This window comes from Allochromatium vinosum DSM 180, from assembly GCF_000025485.1.
GTDB lineage: Bacteria > Pseudomonadota > Gammaproteobacteria > Chromatiales > Chromatiaceae > Thermochromatium > Thermochromatium vinosum.
The window spans coordinates 3,228,990-3,246,567 of sequence record NC_013851.1; the positions used below are offsets into that span (position 1 = coordinate 3,228,990).

Genomic DNA, 17,578 nt, shown 5'->3' on the forward strand with positions numbered 1-17,578 from the left:
CCCTCTCCCGCAAGGGGAGAAGCGGGCGGTTCGGGCGTTCACTCGAAACCGGCTGGTGCGGCCTGATGCCAGTGCGTCGCGTGCTGGTAGCGGTGGGCGACGTTGAGCAGACGGGCTTCCTGGAAGTAGTTGCCGATGATCTGCAACCCGACCGGCAGACCGTCGACGGGTTCGACCGGGATCGACATCCCCGGCAATCCGGCGAGGTTGGTGGCGATGGTGTAGATGTCGTTGAGATACATCGACACCGGATCGTCCATCTTGGAGCCGAGCTGGAAGGCGGTCGTGGGGCTGGTCGGTCCCATGATGACGTCGACCTGCTCGAAGGCGCGCTTGAAATCGTCCGCGATCAACTGGCGGATCTTCTGCGCCTTGAGATAGTAGGCATCGTAATAGCCGGCCGAGAGCACATAGGTGCCGATCATGATCCGGCGCTGGACCTCGGGACCGAAGCCCTCGGCGCGACTGCGCTCATAGAGGTCTTGCAGGTCTTTCGGATTGTCGCAGCGATGGCCGTAACGCACCCCATCGAAGCGCGCCAGGTTGGATGAGCACTCTGCCGGCGCGACCACATAGTAGACCGGCACCGATAGAGGGCTGTTGGGCAGGCTGATCTCGACGATCTCGGCGCCGAGCGCCTCGTACTCCTTGATCGCCGCCATGACCGCATCGCCGATGCGCGCATCGAGTCCGGCCCCGAAGTATTCCTTCGGCAGCCCGATGCGCAAACCGTGCAGATCGTCGTCGAGCGCGTCGACATAGTCCGGCACCGGGACGTCGGCGCTGGTCGAGTCGCGCTCGTCGAAGCCGGCCATTTCGTCGAGGATGAAGGCCGCGTCCGCCGCCGAGCGCGCCATGACACCGGCCTGATCGAGCGAGGAGGCGAAGGCGATCATGCCCCAGCGCGAGCAGCGTCCATAGGTCGGCTTGATGCCGGTGACGCCGCACAGCGCCGCCGGCTGACGGATCGATCCGCCGGTGTCGCTGGCGGTCGCCGCCGCGCACAGCCGTGCGGCCACCGCCGCCGCCGAGCCGCCCGAGGAACCGCCCGGCACGCGAGCCGCGTCCCAGGGATTCCTGACCGGGCCATACCAGCTCGTCTCGTTACTCGACCCCATGGCGAACTCGTCCATGTTGGTCTTGCCCAACACCACGGCACCGGCCGCCGCCAGCCGCTCGACGATGGTCGCATCATAGGGCGCGACGAAGCCGTCGAGCATGCGCGAGCCGCAGCTGGTCTTGAGTCCTTGGGTACAGAAGATGTCCTTGTGCGCGATCGGGATGCCGGTCAGCGGCCCGGCCTCGCCGGATCTGAGCGTCTGGTCGGCACGCTCGGCCGTCGCGAGCGCCGATTCGGCCGCCACCGTGATGAAGGAGTTCAGCGCCGGATCGAGCCGCGCGATGCGCTCCAGATAATGCCGGGTCAGCTCGACGCTGGAATAGGTACGCAGCCGCAGATCCGCGGCCATTTGAGCGATCGATTTGTTCTGCATCAGTCGATGACCTTCGGAACCAGATAGAGTCCGCCCTCGGTCAGGGGGGCGATGGACTGGAAGCGTTCGCGCCGGTTCGGCTCACGGGGAACGTCCGGGCGCAGACGCTGGGCCATGTGCAGCGGATGGGCCATGGGCTCGACGCCTGAGGTGTCGACCGCATCCATCTGGGCGACCAGATCGAGGATGTTGGTGAGGTCCGTGGCATAGCGCGCGCGCTGCTCGGGAGCGATGGCGAGCCGCGCCAGATGGGCGATCTTGTCGATGTCGGATGAATCCAGTGACATGTTGCAGCAGCCGTTGGCAGTAAAATGGGCGAAAATAGCACAAAAGGGCGTCCGGGCGGGCGACTCTGCCCGGCATTCCCGAAGACCGGACACAGCGGGCGCCTTGCCGATCCAAGCCCGCATTGCTAGATTAGCGCCCCAATCATCCAGGGATCCCGTATCGGAACCGAGACCCGGGCTACTCCTCTTCTGCGACGCCGCACCCATCCATGGCGTTCCTTACCACCCGGAAGGTATCTTTACCGATGTTCTTCAGAAACATTCGCGGAATGTTCTCCAATGATCTGTCGATCGACCTGGGGACCGCCAATACCCTGATCTATGCGCGCGGCCGCGGCATCGTGCTCAACGAGCCCTCGGTCGTGGCCATCCGGCACGAACGCCAGGGCGGCACCAAGACGGTGGTGGCCGTCGGCGAGGAGGCCAAGCAGATGCTCGGTCGTACCCCTCAGAACGTCACCGCGATCCGGCCGATGAAGGACGGCGTCATCGCCGACTTCACCGTCACCGAGAAGATGCTCCAGTACTTCATCCATAAGGTGCATGAGACCAGCTTCCTGCGTCCCAGTCCGCGCGTGCTCATCTGCGTGCCCTGCGGCTCGACGCAGGTCGAGCGCCGTGCCATCAAGGAGTCGGCCGCCGGCGCCGGCGCGCGCGAGGTCTATCTGATCGAGGAGCCCATCTCGGCAGCCATCGGCGCCGGGCTTTCGGTGCACGAACCGCGCGGCTGCATGGTCATCGACATCGGCGGCGGCACGGCCGAGGTGGCGGTGATCTCGCTGAGCGGCATCGTCTATGCCGAGTCGGTACGGGTCGGGGGCGATACCTTCGATGACGCCATCGTCAACTATGTGCGCCGCAACTACGGCACCCAGATCGGCGAGGCCACCGCCGAGCGCATCAAACACAGCATCGGCTCGGCCTTCCCCGGCAACGAGGTGCTGGAGATCGACGTCAAGGGCCGCAGTCTGGCCGAGGGCGTGCCGCGCAGCTTCACGCTCAACAGCAACGAGATCCTCGAAGCCCTTCAGGAGCCGCTGTCGATGGTGGTGCAGGCGGTCAAGATGGCCCTGGAGAAGACGCCGCCCGAGCTGGGCGCCGATGTCGCCGAGCGCGGTATCGTACTGACCGGCGGCGGTTCGCTGCTGCGCGGTTTCGACCGGCTGATCGAAGAGGAGACCGGACTGCCGGTGATCGTGGCCGAGGATCCGCTGACCTGCGTCGCGCGCGGAGGCGGGATGGTGCTGGAGATGCTCGACACGCAGGAGAGCGCCTTGTTCGCGACCGAATGACAACCAAGAGCGTTCGCGGACTCTCTCGCCGAGGACTGCCGTCATCAAACCTCTGTTCAACCCTGGCCCATCACCCAATGTCCGCGTCATCCTGGCCGTGCTGATGGCGCTCGGGTTGCTCGTGGCCGATCATCATCAGCACCACCTGGAACTGCTGCGCACGGCGCTCTCACTCGTCACCTATCCGTTGCAACTGGCCTCCGACCGACCCAGCCAACTCTTTCGCGAGGCCCGTGAACGCTTCGTCAGGCAGGACGTCCTGCGCGACGAAAACGCCGAACTGCATCGCGAAAACCTGCTGCTCAAGGCGCGACTCCAGCAATTCGATTCGATGGAGGCCGAGAACGCGCGTCTGCGCGACCTGCTCGGCTCCTCGCTCGACGTCGGCGAGCGGGTGCTGATCGCCGAGATCATGGCCGTCGAACTCGCGCCCTATCGTCAGCAGGTCATGCTCAACAAGGGCACCAATGCCGGGGTTTTCGTCGGTCAACCCGTGCTCGACGCCAATGCGGTGATGGGGCAGGTCATCCGCACCAATCCGTTCTCTTCAGTGGTCCTGCTGATCACCGACTCGGATCATGCGCTACCGGTCGAGGTCAATCGCAACGGACTGCGCACCATCGCCGCCGGCACCGGTCCCAATCAGGATCTCGAACTGCTCTATATCCCCAAGAACGCCGACATCCAGGTCGATGATCTGTTAGTGACCTCGGGAATGGACGGACGCTTTCCCGCCGGCTATCCGGTAGCACGGGTCAAGACCGTGCGCCAGGATCCGGACAACCCCTTCACCACCGTCCTGGCCGCGCCCACGGCCCGGCTCGATCGCAGCCGCGAAGTCCTGCTGGTCTGGAATCTGAACGAGACCTCACGCCTGCAGGCCCTGACCGCCGAGGCCCTCCAGCCCAGGGACATGCCGCAGTGAAGACCGTCAAGAAGCGCGCGAGCAAACCGTCCTACAAGCCCCGTCAGCCCTTCTGGCCGATCGCGCTCTCACTCACGCTGGCGATGTACCTGACCATCCTGCCGCTGTCGGACTGGCCCTGGGACTACCGCCCACCCTGGACCGTGCTGGCCATCCTCTTCTGGTGCTTTGCCACACCGCGCCGGGTCGGCATCTTCACGGGGTTCGTGGTCGGCCTGATGCTCGACGTGCTCACCGGCGCCCTGCTCGGTCAGCACGCGCTGTCCCTCTCGGTCACGGCCTATCTGGCGCTGGTGCTGCGCCCGCGCATCCGCATCTTTCCACCGTGGCAGCAGGCCTTCTTCGTGGCGCTGATCCTGTTGACCGAGCGACTGCTGACCCTCTGGATCATCGGCGCGACCGGGCAACCGATGCCGGCCCTGACCTACTGGATCTCGGCGCTGGTCGGTCTGGCCTTCTGGCCGATCATGGCCTGGCTGCTGGTGCCTTTCGAACGCCGCCTGGGGTTGGGTTGAGCGATATGCTCGAAAGCAGTCTGGAGGATCGCCAGCGCGAACAGCGTCTGGTCAGGACGCGCGCCATCGTGGCGGGCGTGTTCGTCGTCCTTGGGCTGAGCCTGATCCTGGCGCGTCTGTTCCATCTGCAACTGGAGCTTCACGAGCATTTCACGGTCCTGTCGACCGAGAACCGGGTCAAGATCCAGCCGGTACCGCCCAACCGCGGGCTGATCTTCGATGCCAAAGGCGTGGTGCTCGCCGAGAATCATCCGTCTTTCTCGCTGGTGATCACGATCGAGAAGGTCGGGGATCTGAAGGCCACCATCGACGAACTCAAAAAGCTGATACCGATCGAGGATGGCGACCTGTCGCGCTTCGAGCGTCTCAAACGCCAGCGCATGCGCTTTCAGCCGGTCCCCATCCGCTTGAACCTGACGTCCGAAGAAGTAGCCCGCTTTGCCGTCGACGGCTATCGTTTCCCAGGTGTCGAGGTCCATGCCGAGCTGATCCGCACCTATCCAAAGGGCGAACTCACGGCCCATGTGCTCGGCTATGTCGGACGCATCAACGAAAAGGAACTGGCGCGCATCGACAAGGGCAACTATGCCGGCACCAACTTCATCGGCAAGGGCGGCGTGGAACTGGCCCACGAGGACGTGCTGCACGGCAAGGTCGGCTATCAGCAGGTCGAGGTCAATGCGCGCGGACGCATCCTGCGCACGCTCGAGAGCACGCCGCCGGCACCGGGTCAGGATCTCTATCTCTATCTCGACATCGCGCTGCAACAGGCGGCCACCGAGGCGCTCGGCGAGAATCGCGGCTCGATCGTGGCCATCGATCCGCGCAGCGGCGGCGTGCTGGCCCTGGTGAGCACACCGAGCTTCGACCCCAACCTCTTCGTCGAGGGGATCAGCCAGAGCAATTACGACGCCCTGCTCCACTCGCCCGACAAACCGCTCTACAACCGCGCCATTCGCGGTCAGTATCCGCCCGGCTCCACGGTCAAGCCTTTCATCGGGCTCGGCGGTCTGTCGCTGGGGTTCGTCACGCCGCGCAAATCGACCTTTTGTCCGGGTTACTTCTCGCTGCCGGGCCAGAAGCACCGCTTCCGCTGCTGGCGGCGCGGCGGACATGGCACGGTCGATCTGGAGCTGGGCATCGTGCAATCCTGCGATGTCTATTTCTACTGGCTGGCCAACCAGATGGGAGTCGACAAACTCCACGCTTTCCTTTCGGAATTCGGTTTCGGTTCGCGAACCGGCGTCGACGTCTCGGGCGAGCTGCCCGGACTCCTCCCGTCGCGCGAATGGAAGGAGCGCGTACGCAAACAGCCATGGTATCCGGGCGAGACGCTCATCATGGGCATCGGTCAGGGCTATTTCCTGGCCACGCCCATGCAACTGGCGGCGGCCACCGCCGCCCTGGCCAACAAGGGGCACTTCATCCAGCCGCGACTGGCCTATGCGCGACGTGTGCCGGGGGCCGACGTGGCGACCGTCTTCCCCACGGTTGCACGTCAGATCCAGATCACCAATCCGGGCGATTGGGACATCGCCATCGAGGACATGGCCAAGGTCGTGGAGAGCCAGCGCGGAACAGCCAAGCGCATCCACTCCAACGACTACCGGATCGCCGGCAAGACCGGCACCTCGCAGGTCTTCACCATCGGCCAGAAGGAGCGCTACGACGCGTCCAAGATCTCGGAGCGTCTGCGCGATCACGCGCTCTTCGTCGCCTTCGCGCCGGTCGAGGATCCGCGCATCGCCGTGGCGGTGATGGTGGAGAACGGCGGTTCGGGTAGCGGGACCGCCGCGCCGATCGCACGCCGGGTCATCGATGCCTATCTCGGCGGCACGCCGCTACCGGACGAATCGGGGGAGACGCCGGATGGCGACTGATCCACTGTCCTCGCGGACGAACTGGGAGGTCGATGCGCCCGAGAGCGGCTGGCTGCGCCGGCTGCATATCGATGCGCCGCTCATGACCGGACTGCTGGCGCTCTGCGGCTTCGGCCTGGTAGTGCTCTACAGCGCCGGTGACCGCGAGCTGGTGATGGTCGAGCGCCAGCTCCTGCGTCTGGGCATCGCCTTCGGCATCATGCTGGCCATCGCCCAGATGCACCCCAGCCAGTTCAAGCGCTGGTCGCTGGGACTCTATGTGTTGGGTGTACTGATGCTGGTGGCGGTGCTTTTGATCGGCGACATCGGCAAGGGCGCGCAACGCTGGCTCGATTTCGGCGTAGTGCGCTTCCAGCCCTCGGAGCTGCTCAAGCTCGCCGTGCCCATGACCGTGGCCTGGGTATTGTCGCTGCGCCCGTTGCCGCCGCGTCTGTCGGTCGTGCTGCTGGCGGCGGTTCTGAGCCTGATCCCGGTCGGGCTGATCGCCAAGCAGCCGGACCTGGGCACCTCGCTGCTGGTCCTGAGCGCAGGCGTCATGGTGCTCTTCATCGCCGGACTGAGCTGGCGCATGATCACCGGACTGGCGGCCATCGCCGCCGCCGTGGCGCCACTGGTCTGGATGCACATGCACGACTACCAGCGCGCGCGCGTCATGACCCTGCTCGATCCGCAGTCCGACCCGCTCGGAAGCGGCTACCACATCATCCAGTCCCAGATCGCCATCGGCTCGGGCGGACTCTCGGGCAAGGGCTGGCTCAACGGCACCCAGTCGCACCTGGAGTTCCTGCCCGAGCGCCACACCGACTTCATCTTCGCCGTGATCGGCGAGGAATTCGGCTTCACCGGCATCCTGGCGCTGATGGCGCTCTACCTGTTCATCATCGGACGCGGACTCATGATCGCCGCGCGCGCTCAGGACAACTACGAGCGCCTGCTCGCCGGCGGCCTGACGCTGGTGTTCTTCGTCTATCTGTTCGTCAACACCGGCATGGTGAGCGGTCTGCTGCCGGTGGTCGGCGTGCCCCTGCCCCTGGTCAGCTATGGCGGCACCTCGATGGTGACACTCATGGCCGGTTTCGGGATACTGATGTCGATCGAGACCCACCGTGCCAGAAAATGAGCCGGATCATGCGTGACACCCTCTTCTTACCGCCCCTCATCGCCATCCTGCTGCTCTCACTGGCCGGCTGCGCCAGTCGCGGCGAACTCGACGATGAGGCCATCGCCCGCATCCCGGATGCCGTGCCCAAGGTCGAGCCGCTGGCCAAGTCGGGCAACCCCGAGTCCTATGTGGTCTTCGGCCGGCGCTATTTCACCCAGAAGTCCGCGCGCGGCCATGTCGAGCGCGGACTGGCCTCCTGGTATGGACGGCCCTTTCATGGCCGCCGGACCAGCTCGGGCGAGACCTACGACATGTATGCCATGAGCGCGGCGCACAAGACGCTACCGCTGCCGACCTATGCGCGCGTCACCAATCTCGAAAACGGTCGCCGTGTCGTGGTGCGGATCAACGATCGCGGCCCCTTTCACGACGGTCGCGTCATCGATCTCTCCTACACGGCCGCCGTCAAGCTCGGAATGAAGCGCCAGGGCACGGCGCGAGTGGAAGTCCAGGCGATCGATCCCAGACGCCGTTTCTGGAGCTTCCTGCCCTTCCTGGCTGACCACTCCGAGGCCGAGAGCGACACTGGCCGCCCGACCCGCGCGGCGGCTTCGCTACAAAACTGAAACACTGTGCCATTTTTGCGATTTGAGGGGTAAAATGCGCCACAATTCTCTCGCCACCCCCGAGTTTTCGGATCACCCATGAAATCAGCCATCAAGCGCCTGCTCCCGTGGTTTCTGCTGCTGCTCCCGCTCGGCCTGCCCGTCGGTGCGCAAACGACGACGCCCGCTCCTCCCGAACTGGAGGCCAAGGGTTATCTGCTGGTCGACTTCCATACGGGCAAGACCCTGGCCGAACTCAACGCCGACGAGCGGCTCGAGCCGGCGAGTCTGACCAAGATCATGACGGCCTACACGGTGTTCCGCGAACTGGCCTCCGAGCGCATCAAACTCACCGATCAGGTGTTGGTCAGCGAGAAGGCCTGGCGCACCGGCGGCTCCAAGATGTTCATCGAGGTCGGCAAGCATGTCAGTCTGGAGGATCTGCTCAAGGGCATGATCATCCAGTCGGGCAACGATGCCAGCGTGGCCCTGGCCGAATACGTCTCGGGCAACGTCGAGTCCTTCGCCAATCTCATGAACGCCCATGCCAAGCGGCTCGGCATGACCAACAGCCATTTCACCAACCCCAATGGCCTGCCGGACCCCGAGCTCTATACGACCGCGCGTGACATGGCGCGGGTCGCCGTGGCCCTGATCCGCGAGTTTCCCGAGTACTACGCCTGGTACTCCAACCAGGAGTTCACCTACAACGGCATCACCCAGGCCAATCGCAACCCGCTACTCAAGCGCGATCCCACGGCCGACGGCATCAAGACCGGCTACACCAAGGCGGCCGGTTACTGTCTGGTCGGATCGGCCAAGCGCGACGACATGCGCCTGATCTCGGTCGTGATGGGCACGCCCAGCCCCAGGGCACGCGCCGAGGCCAGCCTGGCCCTGCTCAACTATGGTTTCCGCACCTACGAGAGCCACAAGCTCTACCCCGTCGGTCAGCCGATCGAGAACCTGCGCGTCTGGTATGGCGAACAGGACACCCTCCCCGTGGGACCGGAGCGCGACGTGGTGGCCACGATCCCGCGCGGCCAGTACGACAAGCTCAGCGCACGTATCGAGAAGACCTCCGACATGAACGCCCCCATCGCTCAGGGCGACCAGCTCGGCGACGTGGTGGTGTCGATGGGTGAGGAGGAAGTCACGCGCATTCCGCTCGTCGCGCTCCAGGATCTGCCCAAGGGCGGTCTCTGGCGTCAGGCCAAGGACAGCGTGTTGCGGATGTTCTGATGGGCGATCGCACGTGAACGAACTCTATCTCAACGGCGCCTTCGTGCCGCCCGAGGCCGCGCACATCTCGGTCATGGACCGTGGATTCCTGTTCGGCGACGGCGTCTACGAGGTCATCCCGAGCTATGGCGGACATTTCCTGGGTCTGGAGCCGCATCTCGACCGGCTGGACGCGAGCCTCGCCGCCATGCGGCTGGAGGCGCCGCTCGCGCGTGAGGACTGGCGCGCGGTGCTGCGGCGGCTGATCGGCGAGCCGCCGGCCGCAGATCAGTACGTCTATCTCCAGGTGACGCGCGGCACGGCGCCCGAGCGCGATCATCTCTGTCCCGCAGGTGTGCGACCGACCGTGCTCGCCTTCGCCAAGCCGATCAAGCCGCGCGCGCCCGCCATCGCCGAACAGGGCGTCGCCTGCATCACCCATCCCGACATCCGCTGGCTGCGCGGCGATATCAAGTCGATCTCGCTGGCGGCGGCGGTGCTGATGCGCCGCGAGGCCGCCGACGCCGATGCGCTGGAGACCATCATGCACCGCGACGGCTGGGTGACGGAGGGCGCGGTCTCCAACGTCTTCGTCGTCGCCGGAGGCGCGCTCATGACCCCGCCCAAGAGCCGGCTGCTGCTCTCGGGCATCACGCGCGAACTGGCCCTGACCCTGGCGCACGAGCACGGTCTGGAGTTCGTGGAACGGCCGGTCGCGCTCGACATCCTGCGCGCGGCCGACGAGATCTGGCTCAGCAGTTCGACCCGTGAGGTGCTGCCGGTCACGCGGCTCGACGGCGAACTGGTGGGCGACGGGCGTCCGGGACTGCTCTGGCGCCGGATGGATGCCCTCTATCAGGACTACAAGGCACGGGTGCGAGCAGGCCATGTCTGACCAAACAGAAACCCTGATGACCTTTCCCTGCCGCTTCGCGGTCAAGGCCATGGGACCGGCCGGACGCGGACTGGAAGCGGTCGTGGTCGAGATCGTCAGCCGTCATGCCGAGGGCGTCGACGAGACGGCGATCTCGGTGCGCGAGAGCCGGGGCGGCAAATGGATCGCCGTCACCCTGACCTTCGAGGCCCACAGCAAGCCCCAGCTCGACGCCATCTACCAGGAACTCAGCGCCCACGAACTGGTGGCCTGGGCGCTGTGAACGCGCCGTCTCCACCGCTGCGCATCCGACATCTGGCCGGACTCCAGGACTATGGAGCGACCTGGGCAGCGATGCGCGCCTTCACCGATACGCGCGACGCCGAGACGCCGGACGAACTCTGGCTGCTCGAACATCCGCCGGTCTTCACGCTCGGTCAGGCCGGGCGTCCCGAGCATCTGCTCGCCCCCGGCGCCATCCCGGTGGTCCAGACCGATCGCGGCGGGCAAGTGACCTATCATGGTCCGGGTCAGCTCGTCGCCTATCTGCTGCTCGATCTGCGACGCGCGGGGATCGGTATCAAGCGGCTGGTGGAGCGACTGGAACAGGCGATCATTGATCTGCTGGCCGCGCACGGCATCGAGGCCGAACGGCGCCCCAACGCGCCCGGCGTCTATGTCGCCGACGCCAAGATCGCGTCACTGGGTCTGCGCGTGCGCAACGGCTGCAGCTATCACGGTCTGGCGCTCAACGTCGACCTGGACCTGGAACCCTTCGGCCGCATCAATCCCTGCGGCTATGCCGGACTGGCCGTCACCCGGCTCGTCGATCATGTCCCTGGGATCACGCTCGCCGAGACGGCTCAGGCGCTGGCCGAGATCCTGCCGCGACAACTGAGCCGACCGGACTGAAGCCGACTCAGCAGCACTCGTCCTCGATCCGGTCGAGCAGATCCAGCCCTTCGCGGTGTCCGTGGTGCTCGAACAGGGCGCGGATATAGTTGACCTGACTGCCGACGACGAACAGCTCGTCCTGCCCCATCCGCGTGATCTCATCGAGCTTGCGCTCGAAATAGGCGCTCCAGGACGAGGCCTCGGGCGCCTCGATACAGTCACGGATACAGTCCAGAACGCGACGCGCCTGCTCGTCGCACTCGATTCCCTCGAACGTGATATAGCGATCAATCTTCACGGCAGCCTGGGACACGGTTGATGATTCCTCTGTTGTCTCGAATCCGACACGACCCGGCTGGATCGGAACAGGCCAGGTCATTGATACCGGGTCGGTTTCGGTGGAGAGCCGCTACCGACCCATCATGTGCCGGAGATTCAAGCAAGAACGAGGCCGGATTCGCGTCTCAGGGCACCCGCGCCACCGGACGCATCTCCTTGTCACAGGTGCCGCCGACACTCACCGAGCGCATCGCACCCGACCCCTTGCAGGTTTCGCCGCGATCGGCGATCCGGCAATGGAGTTCGACCGGATCGCCTGAGCCGAGCCAGTTCGGCACCTTGCGATAGCGTCCGGTGCCGGCCGAGCGACAGCCGCCCGGGATGCCATAGGGCGGACAGTAATCCGGACGCTTCAGCGAGACCTTGCGCGCATCGACCAGGAAGCCCGGATAGTTGTCCTGGACGCGGACGACATCGCGATCCGGCTCCTGAGTGACCAGAAACTCTTTGAACGCATAGCCGGAGCCGGATTTGTCGCCGACCTCGATGCGGGTATTGGCGATCAGCGCGAAGTCGCCGCCCTTGCGCGCTACGGCGCCGGTCATGTACTCGACCCGGTCGTGGTTGGGGAAGCACTGGCCCATGGCCGGGGCGTGATAGTAATGGCGCGTGGTGGTCAGATCGCTCAGACTGTTGCCGGGGAAGACGGCGCGCAGACCCGAATCACCGCCATAGAGGATCTGCTCGGCATCCGGCACGGTCTGGGCATACATGGCCTGGAGCTTGGCATAATTGTCGCGGTCGGCCAGATCCGGGCGCAGATAGCAGGCGGTCAGACCCGAAATCTGGGTCAGGTACTCGTCCCAGATGTTGTACTGAGAAGGCGCTGAGGAGACGCCCTGGAAGTCGCCGGGAAAGGTACAACCCTGCTTACTCTGGCACTGGCCCACCGCACGATTGCGGATCGAGAGCACCACGATGTTGCGCTCGCAGGCGCCATAGGCATTGCAGCCGCGTCCCAGATGTCCCTCGTAGAGCGCGGTGCGCATGGCGTAATCCAGGTGCTTGGCGCGCGCGAGCGTGGTCGGCGAACCGAGATCCGAGCGCCGGGCGCTGAAATCCTCCCAGGCGCGTTCCAGAGCCTGACGGCGGCGCGTCAGGCGCGCGTTGACCGAAGCACATTCGTTCGAATCATGGAAGGCGCGCACGATGCGGTCGAGTTCACTGGTGCCGCCGGTCGAGCCGTTTCGTCGACCCGAGCGCGGCGGATCGAAGAAGGGCGCCTTCTCCAGCGCATAGAGCTCGCGCACATTGATGACGTTGCGCACGCTGGCCGGGCAGTGATGGTTGCGTACCTGGAGTTCCTTGCGTTCGGCCACGGCGCGCTTGAAGACCTCGGTCGAGGCCGGAGTCGCCGAGCGCGGGTCGACCACGACCTCGAAGCCGACATAGGGCGTGCCGTCCCTGTCGGTCAGCGGCTCGCCGTCGCGGATCATCAGACAGGGGATGACCGAGGTGCCTTGCACCAGGGTTCCGGCACGTCCGGCGGCGGTGCCGGCAGCCGCGAAGCGGTCGGCGTCGTAATAGGGGACGTCCATGGGGCCATTGAACTTGTAGACCGTCATCACGGGCGTGGCCGGAATCGCAGCCAGCAGATCGAACGAGACGAGTAGCGCGAGCGCGCCGAACCAGATACGCATGAGACTGAACCTTCCTCGATGTTGGATGCAGGGGGCGTTCTAGGCTAGGCCAAGCCGGAGTGCGAATCCACCCCCGAGTCCTTCACAGGGACCGGCATGCTTGAGAATGACGCCCTGATATGCCGTAATGCAAACTCGAATCGAGACCGTTCCGAGGATCAAGTCACCATGTCACACGCACTCAGGCTGTTCGTCGGCGTCCTGCTGATCGCCATGCACGGCCCCGTCATGGCCGACGACGATCGTCTCCAGCGCATCCGGACGGCCCAGACCCTGCGCGTCTGCATCTGGCCGGATTACTACGGCATCTCGTTCCGCAATCCCAAGACGCTCCAGCTCTCGGGGATCGATGCCGATCTGGCGCGCGAACTGGCCCGCGACCTCGGCGTCGAGGCCGAGTTCGTCGACAGCGCCTTCGCCAGCCTGATCGAGGACGTGCTCGGCGACCGCTGCGACATCGCCATGTTCGCCATCGGCATCACGCCGGCGCGTCAGCAGCATCTGCGTTTCACCCAGCCGTATCTGGCCAGCGACATCTATGCCATCACCACCCGCACCAATCGGCGCATCCGCGACTGGTCAGACATCGACCAGCCGGGCACCGTGGTCGCCGTGGCCAAGGGCACGCTGCACGAGGCGGTCATGCGCGAGAAACTCCAGCACGCCGAGTTGCGCGTGCTCGACACGCCCCATTCCCGTGAGCAGGAAGTCCAGTCGGGACGGGCTGACATCTTCATGACCGACTATGCGTACAGCCGGCGCATGCTCGACAATCACGACTGGGCGCGTCTCGTCTCGCCCACCCAGTCCGATCAGAACACCGGCTACACCTGGATGACGACGCCGGGCATCGACCAGCACGACTGGGAACGGATCGTCTCGCCGAGCGCGAGCTATCACCTCACGCCCTACGCCTGGGCCATGGCGCCGGGCGATGACGCCTTCCACGCGCGCGTCGAGCGTTTCATCACCGCGATCAAGACCGATGGCCGACTCCTGGAGGCGGCGCGCCGTCACGGTCTCGAACCCATCGTGGTGCATTGAGCCAGCCCGGCATCCGGCCGCATTCATGTCTCACAGCGAATCACAGCGACACGGCCTGATCCTGGCCGCCCTGGTCCTATTGGCGAGCGGCTGGCTGGCGGCCTTCGGCATCACGCTCTGGCGTCTGCACGACAAGGCCACCACGGATGCCTTCGCCACGGCCCGGATGCACGCACGCAATTTCGAGGATTATCTGACCAAGACGCTCCAGGTCATCGACCTGAGCGTGGGCAATCTGCCGCCGGGACAGGATCTGACCGACGACCGGGCGCTCGCAACGCATCTGACCGGATTGCTGCGTCCCTCGCCCTTTCTGCGCTCGCTGTCGATCCTGACGACGGATGGCTCGGTGATCGGCAGTTCGGATGCACGCAATATCGGTCTCAGGATCACACTGGACGGCTTCTACCCGGAGACCACTCTGGGCGGCGCCCCGCCACGCATCGGCCGACCCTGGGTGGGACGGGATCTGGCGAACGCGACCCCGAGCACGGGCCAACCACCGCCGCCGCGTGCCGCCAGCCTGATTCCGGTCATGCACCGCTTCGAACTCGACGACACGCCCTACTGGTGGCTGGCCGCACTCAACCCGGACGACTTCATCGGCCATTTCAGCCAACTGCTGCCGATCGAGGAGGGGCGCGTCCAGCTCCTGCGCTATGACGGTCTGCTGCTGCTCTCGACCAGTCCCGACGACATCCCCGGACGCCCGGATCAGTCCGGCGCGGTGCCCGCGCGGCTGGAGCGCCAGGAGCTGGGCGAGCTGGCGCAGACACTGGCCGACGGCCATCACGTCCTGACGGCCTATCGCGCCTCCAGCCGCTATCCGGCCGTGATCGCCGTCCATCTCGATCGCGGCTACATCCAGGCACAGTGGCTCCGTGAAGCGGGCCGGCTGTCGATGATCGTCGTGCCGATCCTGGCCGCGCTCTCGGCGGCCATCCTGCTGCTCTGGCTGCGCCGCCGCCGTCTCGCGCAGCAGCGCGCCGAACTGGAACGCCAGCGCCGGCTGACCTCCAGCGTCTTCGAGGCCAGCAGCGACGCCATCATGCTGACCACGCCCTCGGGCGAGATCCTCTCGACCAACCCAGCCTTCGAACGCATGACCGGCTACAGCGGCGCGGAGGCGCTGGGGCGCAATCCGCGCTTCCTGTCCTCCGGGCTGCACGACCAGACCTTCTATCGCGATATCTGGTGTGCCGTCATCACCCAGGGGCACTGGCGCGGCGAGATCGTCAATCGCCGCCGGGATGGCGAACTCTACAATGCCCTCCTGACCATCGATGCCGTGCACGACGAGTACGGCGAGCTCCAGCACTATGTCGGTGTCACGTCGGACATCACCGACCGCAAGCGGCACGAGGCCGAACTGCTGGCCGCCAAGGAGCGTGCCGAAAGCGCCGCGCGCGCCAAGACGACCTTCCTCTCGACCATGAGCCATGAGCTGCGCACGCCCATGCACGGCATCCTGGGCATGACCCAACTGCTACTGGAATCGGATCTGAACGAACGCCAGCGGCGTCAGCTCGACACCGTCAAGCGTTCAGCCGACACCTTGCTGGCCATCCTGGCCGATATCCTCGACTACACGCGCATGGACGCCGAGGAACTCCAGCTCCAGCCCGGCCCCTGTGATCCGCTCCGGATCATCCGGGACGTCATGACCGTCTACGCCCCCCAGGCCGAGAAAAAAGGACTGGGCTTCGTCCTGGACTCCAGCCGTCCGGCGCCGGGATTCGTGATCGTCGATGCACGGCGCTTGCAGCAGATACTCGACAAGCTGACCGCCAATGCCGTCAAGTTCACCCACGAAGGCGAGATCCGGCTCGCGACCTGGCTCGACACCGAGACGCCGGCGGGCGGGAGCGGCCGGCTCGCCATCTGCGTGACGGATACCGGGATCGGCATTCCGGACGCGCTGCATGAGAGCATCTTCGAGCCCTTCGTCCAGGCCGACGGCTCGCATACGCGGCGCTATGGCGGCACCGGGCTGGGTCTGGCCATCGCCCGCCGTCTGGCCGAAGCGCTGGGCGGCACCCTGAGCGTGGAGAGTGAACCCGACCAGGGCAGTCGCTTCACGCTCAGTATTCCCGTCCAGCCGATCGAGATCGGCCGCGCGTCGTCCCCATCATCGAATCCGAGCTGATCGCCCATGTCCAGTGTCCTGTCGCCTCTGACCCGTTCGAGCCGGTTCGGCGTCCCCCTGATCCTCTGGATCGGTTTTCCGGTCTTCGCCCTGCTGATGGTGCTGTGGCCGGGTCTCGATCTGGCCGTCTCCGGCATGTTCTACACGCCTGGAGCCGGATTCACGCTCAAGGGCGAGCCTTGGGAGCGTGCGCTCCATGAGTCGGTGCCTGTGCTGATGGTGGGGGTGAATCTGGCTCTGATCGCGCTCTGGTGGTTCAACCGGCGCACCGGGCGCGGCTGGCTCGGGTTCACGGGGCGCAAGCTGGCGTTTCTGCTCTGTCTGCTGGTCCTGGTGCCGGGTCTGCTCGTCAACCTGACCTTCAAGGAGCATTGGGGGCGGGCGCGGCCGGTCACTGTGATGGAGTTCGGCGGGGACAAGACCTTTACGCCGGCCTTCGTGCTCTCGGATCAGGAGGGCGGCTCGTTCAGTTCGGGACATGCGGCGGCGGCGGCCTATCTGGTGGCGGTGGCCGCAACCCTGGCCGGGCGCGGCTCGCTCTGGATGTGGCTGGTGCTGGTCTATGCGCTTGGGGTCGGGCTGGCGCGTCTGGTCTCGGGCGGGCACTTTTTGAGCGACGTGCTGACGTCGCTGCTCCTGGTGTGGATCGGTTATCGGTTGCTGGGCTGGCTCTTCTTTCCCGAGACGCAAGCGGCGAAAGCCGGCATTCGAGTTCAGTCGAAGACCACATCCTCGTAGACGGCGTCCTGGTCGCAGGAGAACTCCAGGGATTCGAGCACGAGCGGCGCATCCGAAGCCACCGGAGACAGCAGCCAGCCCTGGTCGCAACGCCGGAAGACCTCGATCGAGCGGCTACGTGAATCGATCAGAACATATTCGCGCAGGGTCTCCAACTGCCGATAGTGGGCGAACTTGGCGCCGCGATCATAGGCTTCGGTCGATTCCGACAGGACTTCGATGATGAGGGTCGGTTCGCGCTTGAGCTTGCGTTCGCCCGCGTCGGACGATGAGCAGGTGACGAAGACGTCGGGATAGAAGACGTTTTCGGAGGTCTGAGTGGCGACTTGCAGCTTCATGTCGGCCATATAGACCCGGCAAGGCGTACCACGCACATGGGCACGCAGTAGCGCGCCCATGTTCAGCGCGACGGTGACATGCTCCTCTGTCGCGCCGGCCATGGAGAAGACCTCACCGGCGATGTATTCGTGCTTGATGTCGGAGGCTTCCTCGCCCGCCAGATAGTCTTCCAGGGTCAGGCGCTGGGCTTCGGCTAGGTTCGACATGGCCATGGCTCCGTCGATCGTGGTTGGGTCTCGTCTAG

General features: G+C 65.4%; 17 protein-coding genes and 1 pseudogene. 13 read left to right on the plus strand and 5 right to left on the minus strand.

What is annotated here, in order from left to right:
• Positions 1-38: 38 nt before the first annotated feature.
• Both gatA and gatC read right to left on the minus strand, forming a co-directional pair.
• On the minus strand, positions 39-1,493 hold the full coding sequence (gene gatA / locus ALVIN_RS14240; RefSeq protein ID WP_012972027.1) for an Asp-tRNA(Asn)/Glu-tRNA(Gln) amidotransferase subunit GatA: 1,455 nt from the start codon (positions 1,491-1,493) through the stop codon (positions 39-41).
• Positions 1,493-1,780, minus strand: a complete 288-nt coding sequence (gene gatC, locus ALVIN_RS14245) for an Asp-tRNA(Asn)/Glu-tRNA(Gln) amidotransferase subunit GatC (RefSeq protein ID WP_012972028.1) — start codon at positions 1,778-1,780, stop codon at positions 1,493-1,495. The genes gatA and gatC overlap by 1 nt, the downstream gene beginning before the upstream one ends.
• Before the next feature lie 245 nt (positions 1,781-2,025).
• Here gatC and ALVIN_RS14250 point away from each other — a divergent pair, with 245 nt between their 5' ends.
• From ALVIN_RS14250 to lipB, 10 genes and pseudogenes are all read left to right on the plus strand, one after another.
• Positions 2,026-3,072, plus strand: a complete 1,047-nt coding sequence (locus tag ALVIN_RS14250; RefSeq protein WP_012972029.1) for a rod shape-determining protein — start codon at positions 2,026-2,028, stop codon at positions 3,070-3,072.
• A 52-nt stretch (positions 3,073-3,124) separates the two neighbouring features.
• Positions 3,125-3,997 (plus strand): rod shape-determining protein MreC, encoded by an 873-nt coding sequence (gene mreC / locus ALVIN_RS14255; RefSeq protein WP_207144896.1) that lies wholly within the window; start codon positions 3,125-3,127, stop codon positions 3,995-3,997.
• Positions 3,994-4,512 carry a rod shape-determining protein MreD gene (mreD, locus tag ALVIN_RS14260; RefSeq protein ID WP_012972031.1) on the plus strand — a complete coding sequence of 173 codons (519 nt, stop codon included), beginning with the start codon at positions 3,994-3,996 and terminating at the stop codon, positions 4,510-4,512. The genes mreC and mreD overlap by 4 nt, the downstream gene beginning before the upstream one ends.
• Before the next feature lie 5 nt (positions 4,513-4,517).
• Positions 4,518-6,392 carry a penicillin-binding protein 2 gene (gene mrdA, locus ALVIN_RS14265; protein WP_012972032.1) on the plus strand — a complete coding sequence of 625 codons (1,875 nt, stop codon included), beginning with the start codon at positions 4,518-4,520 and terminating at the stop codon, positions 6,390-6,392.
• Entirely contained in the window at positions 6,382-7,512 is a 1,131-nt protein-coding gene (gene rodA, locus ALVIN_RS14270) for a rod shape-determining protein RodA (RefSeq protein ID WP_012972033.1), read from the plus strand. Before mrdA ends, rodA begins: the two co-directional genes overlap by 11 nt.
• Positions 7,509-8,021: pseudogene (locus tag ALVIN_RS14275) on the plus strand (septal ring lytic transglycosylase RlpA family protein); the annotation flags it as partial. The gene rodA and the pseudogene ALVIN_RS14275, both read left to right, overlap by 4 nt.
• Before the next feature lie 177 nt (positions 8,022-8,198).
• A complete protein-coding gene (locus ALVIN_RS14280) occupies positions 8,199-9,341 on the plus strand; it encodes a D-alanyl-D-alanine carboxypeptidase family protein (RefSeq protein WP_012972035.1) in 1,143 nt (380 codons plus the stop codon).
• Positions 9,342-9,354: 13 nt separating this feature from the next.
• Complete coding sequence (locus tag ALVIN_RS14285; protein ID WP_012972036.1) at positions 9,355-10,215, plus strand: D-amino acid aminotransferase; 861 nt, start codon at positions 9,355-9,357, stop codon at positions 10,213-10,215.
• Positions 10,208-10,477 (plus strand): YbeD family protein, encoded by a 270-nt coding sequence (locus tag ALVIN_RS14290; protein WP_012972037.1) that lies wholly within the window; start codon positions 10,208-10,210, stop codon positions 10,475-10,477. The genes ALVIN_RS14285 and ALVIN_RS14290 overlap by 8 nt, the downstream gene beginning before the upstream one ends.
• On the plus strand, positions 10,474-11,106 hold the full coding sequence (lipB, locus tag ALVIN_RS14295) for a lipoyl(octanoyl) transferase LipB (protein WP_012972038.1): 633 nt from the start codon (positions 10,474-10,476) through the stop codon (positions 11,104-11,106). The genes ALVIN_RS14290 and lipB overlap by 4 nt, the downstream gene beginning before the upstream one ends.
• A gap of 7 nt (positions 11,107-11,113) precedes the next feature.
• Here the strand turns inward: lipB and cowN are convergent, their stop codons facing one another.
• Together cowN and ALVIN_RS14305 are read right to left on the minus strand one after the other, a co-directional pair.
• Entirely contained in the window at positions 11,114-11,401 is a 288-nt protein-coding gene (gene cowN / locus ALVIN_RS14300) for a N(2)-fixation sustaining protein CowN (RefSeq protein ID WP_012972039.1), read from the minus strand.
• Positions 11,402-11,552: 151 nt separating this feature from the next.
• The gene (locus ALVIN_RS14305) at positions 11,553-13,067 is read right to left on the minus strand and encodes a hypothetical protein (protein WP_012972040.1); all 1,515 of its coding nucleotides are present in this window, start codon (positions 13,065-13,067) and stop codon (positions 11,553-11,555) included.
• A 168-nt stretch (positions 13,068-13,235) separates the two neighbouring features.
• Between ALVIN_RS14305 and ALVIN_RS14310 the strand changes: the two genes are divergently transcribed.
• Genes ALVIN_RS14310 through ALVIN_RS14320 form a run of 3 tightly spaced genes read left to right on the plus strand, consistent with a single transcriptional unit; the run spans position 13,236 to position 16,995 of the window.
• Positions 13,236-14,111 carry an ABC transporter substrate-binding protein gene (locus ALVIN_RS14310; RefSeq protein WP_012972041.1) on the plus strand — a complete coding sequence of 292 codons (876 nt, stop codon included), beginning with the start codon at positions 13,236-13,238 and terminating at the stop codon, positions 14,109-14,111.
• A 25-nt stretch (positions 14,112-14,136) separates the two neighbouring features.
• Complete coding sequence (locus ALVIN_RS16700) at positions 14,137-16,257, plus strand: ATP-binding protein (protein WP_012972042.1); 2,121 nt, start codon at positions 14,137-14,139, stop codon at positions 16,255-16,257.
• 6 nt (positions 16,258-16,263) lie between these two features.
• Positions 16,264-16,995 (plus strand): phosphatase PAP2 family protein, encoded by a 732-nt coding sequence (locus ALVIN_RS14320; protein WP_012972043.1) that lies wholly within the window; start codon positions 16,264-16,266, stop codon positions 16,993-16,995.
• Here the strand turns inward: ALVIN_RS14320 and ALVIN_RS14325 are convergent.
• Entirely contained in the window at positions 16,971-17,540 is a 570-nt protein-coding gene (locus ALVIN_RS14325) for a Uma2 family endonuclease (protein ID WP_012972044.1), read from the minus strand. The two genes, ALVIN_RS14320 and ALVIN_RS14325, sit on opposite strands and share 25 nt — an antisense overlap.
• Positions 17,541-17,578 lie beyond the last annotated feature (38 nt).

What these genes read in the sequence shown, in the direction of transcription:
- ALVIN_RS14305 (WP_012972040.1), bottom strand. Translation starts at nt 13,067, where the DNA reads ATGCGTATCTGGTTCGGCGCGCTCGCGCTACTCGTCTCGTTCGATCTG.
- gatA (WP_012972027.1), bottom strand. Translation starts at nt 1,493, where the DNA reads ATGCAGAACAAATCGATCGCTCAAATGGCCGCGGATCTGCGGCTGCGT.
- rodA (WP_012972033.1), top strand. Translation starts at nt 6,382, where the DNA reads ATGGCGACTGATCCACTGTCCTCGCGGACGAACTGGGAGGTCGATGCG.
- gatC (WP_012972028.1), bottom strand. Translation starts at nt 1,780, where the DNA reads ATGTCACTGGATTCATCCGACATCGACAAGATCGCCCATCTGGCGCGG.
- ALVIN_RS14325 (WP_012972044.1), bottom strand. Translation starts at nt 17,540, where the DNA reads ATGTCGAACCTAGCCGAAGCCCAGCGCCTGACCCTGGAAGACTATCTG.
- ALVIN_RS14320 (WP_012972043.1), top strand. Translation starts at nt 16,264, where the DNA reads ATGTCCAGTGTCCTGTCGCCTCTGACCCGTTCGAGCCGGTTCGGCGTC.
- ALVIN_RS14290 (WP_012972037.1), top strand. Translation starts at nt 10,208, where the DNA reads ATGTCTGACCAAACAGAAACCCTGATGACCTTTCCCTGCCGCTTCGCG.
- ALVIN_RS16700 (WP_012972042.1), top strand. Translation starts at nt 14,137, where the DNA reads ATGTCTCACAGCGAATCACAGCGACACGGCCTGATCCTGGCCGCCCTG.
- ALVIN_RS14280 (WP_012972035.1), top strand. Translation starts at nt 8,199, where the DNA reads ATGAAATCAGCCATCAAGCGCCTGCTCCCGTGGTTTCTGCTGCTGCTC.
- mrdA (WP_012972032.1), top strand. Translation starts at nt 4,518, where the DNA reads ATGCTCGAAAGCAGTCTGGAGGATCGCCAGCGCGAACAGCGTCTGGTC.
- ALVIN_RS14250 (WP_012972029.1), top strand. Translation starts at nt 2,026, where the DNA reads ATGTTCTTCAGAAACATTCGCGGAATGTTCTCCAATGATCTGTCGATC.
- ALVIN_RS14310 (WP_012972041.1), top strand. Translation starts at nt 13,236, where the DNA reads ATGTCACACGCACTCAGGCTGTTCGTCGGCGTCCTGCTGATCGCCATG.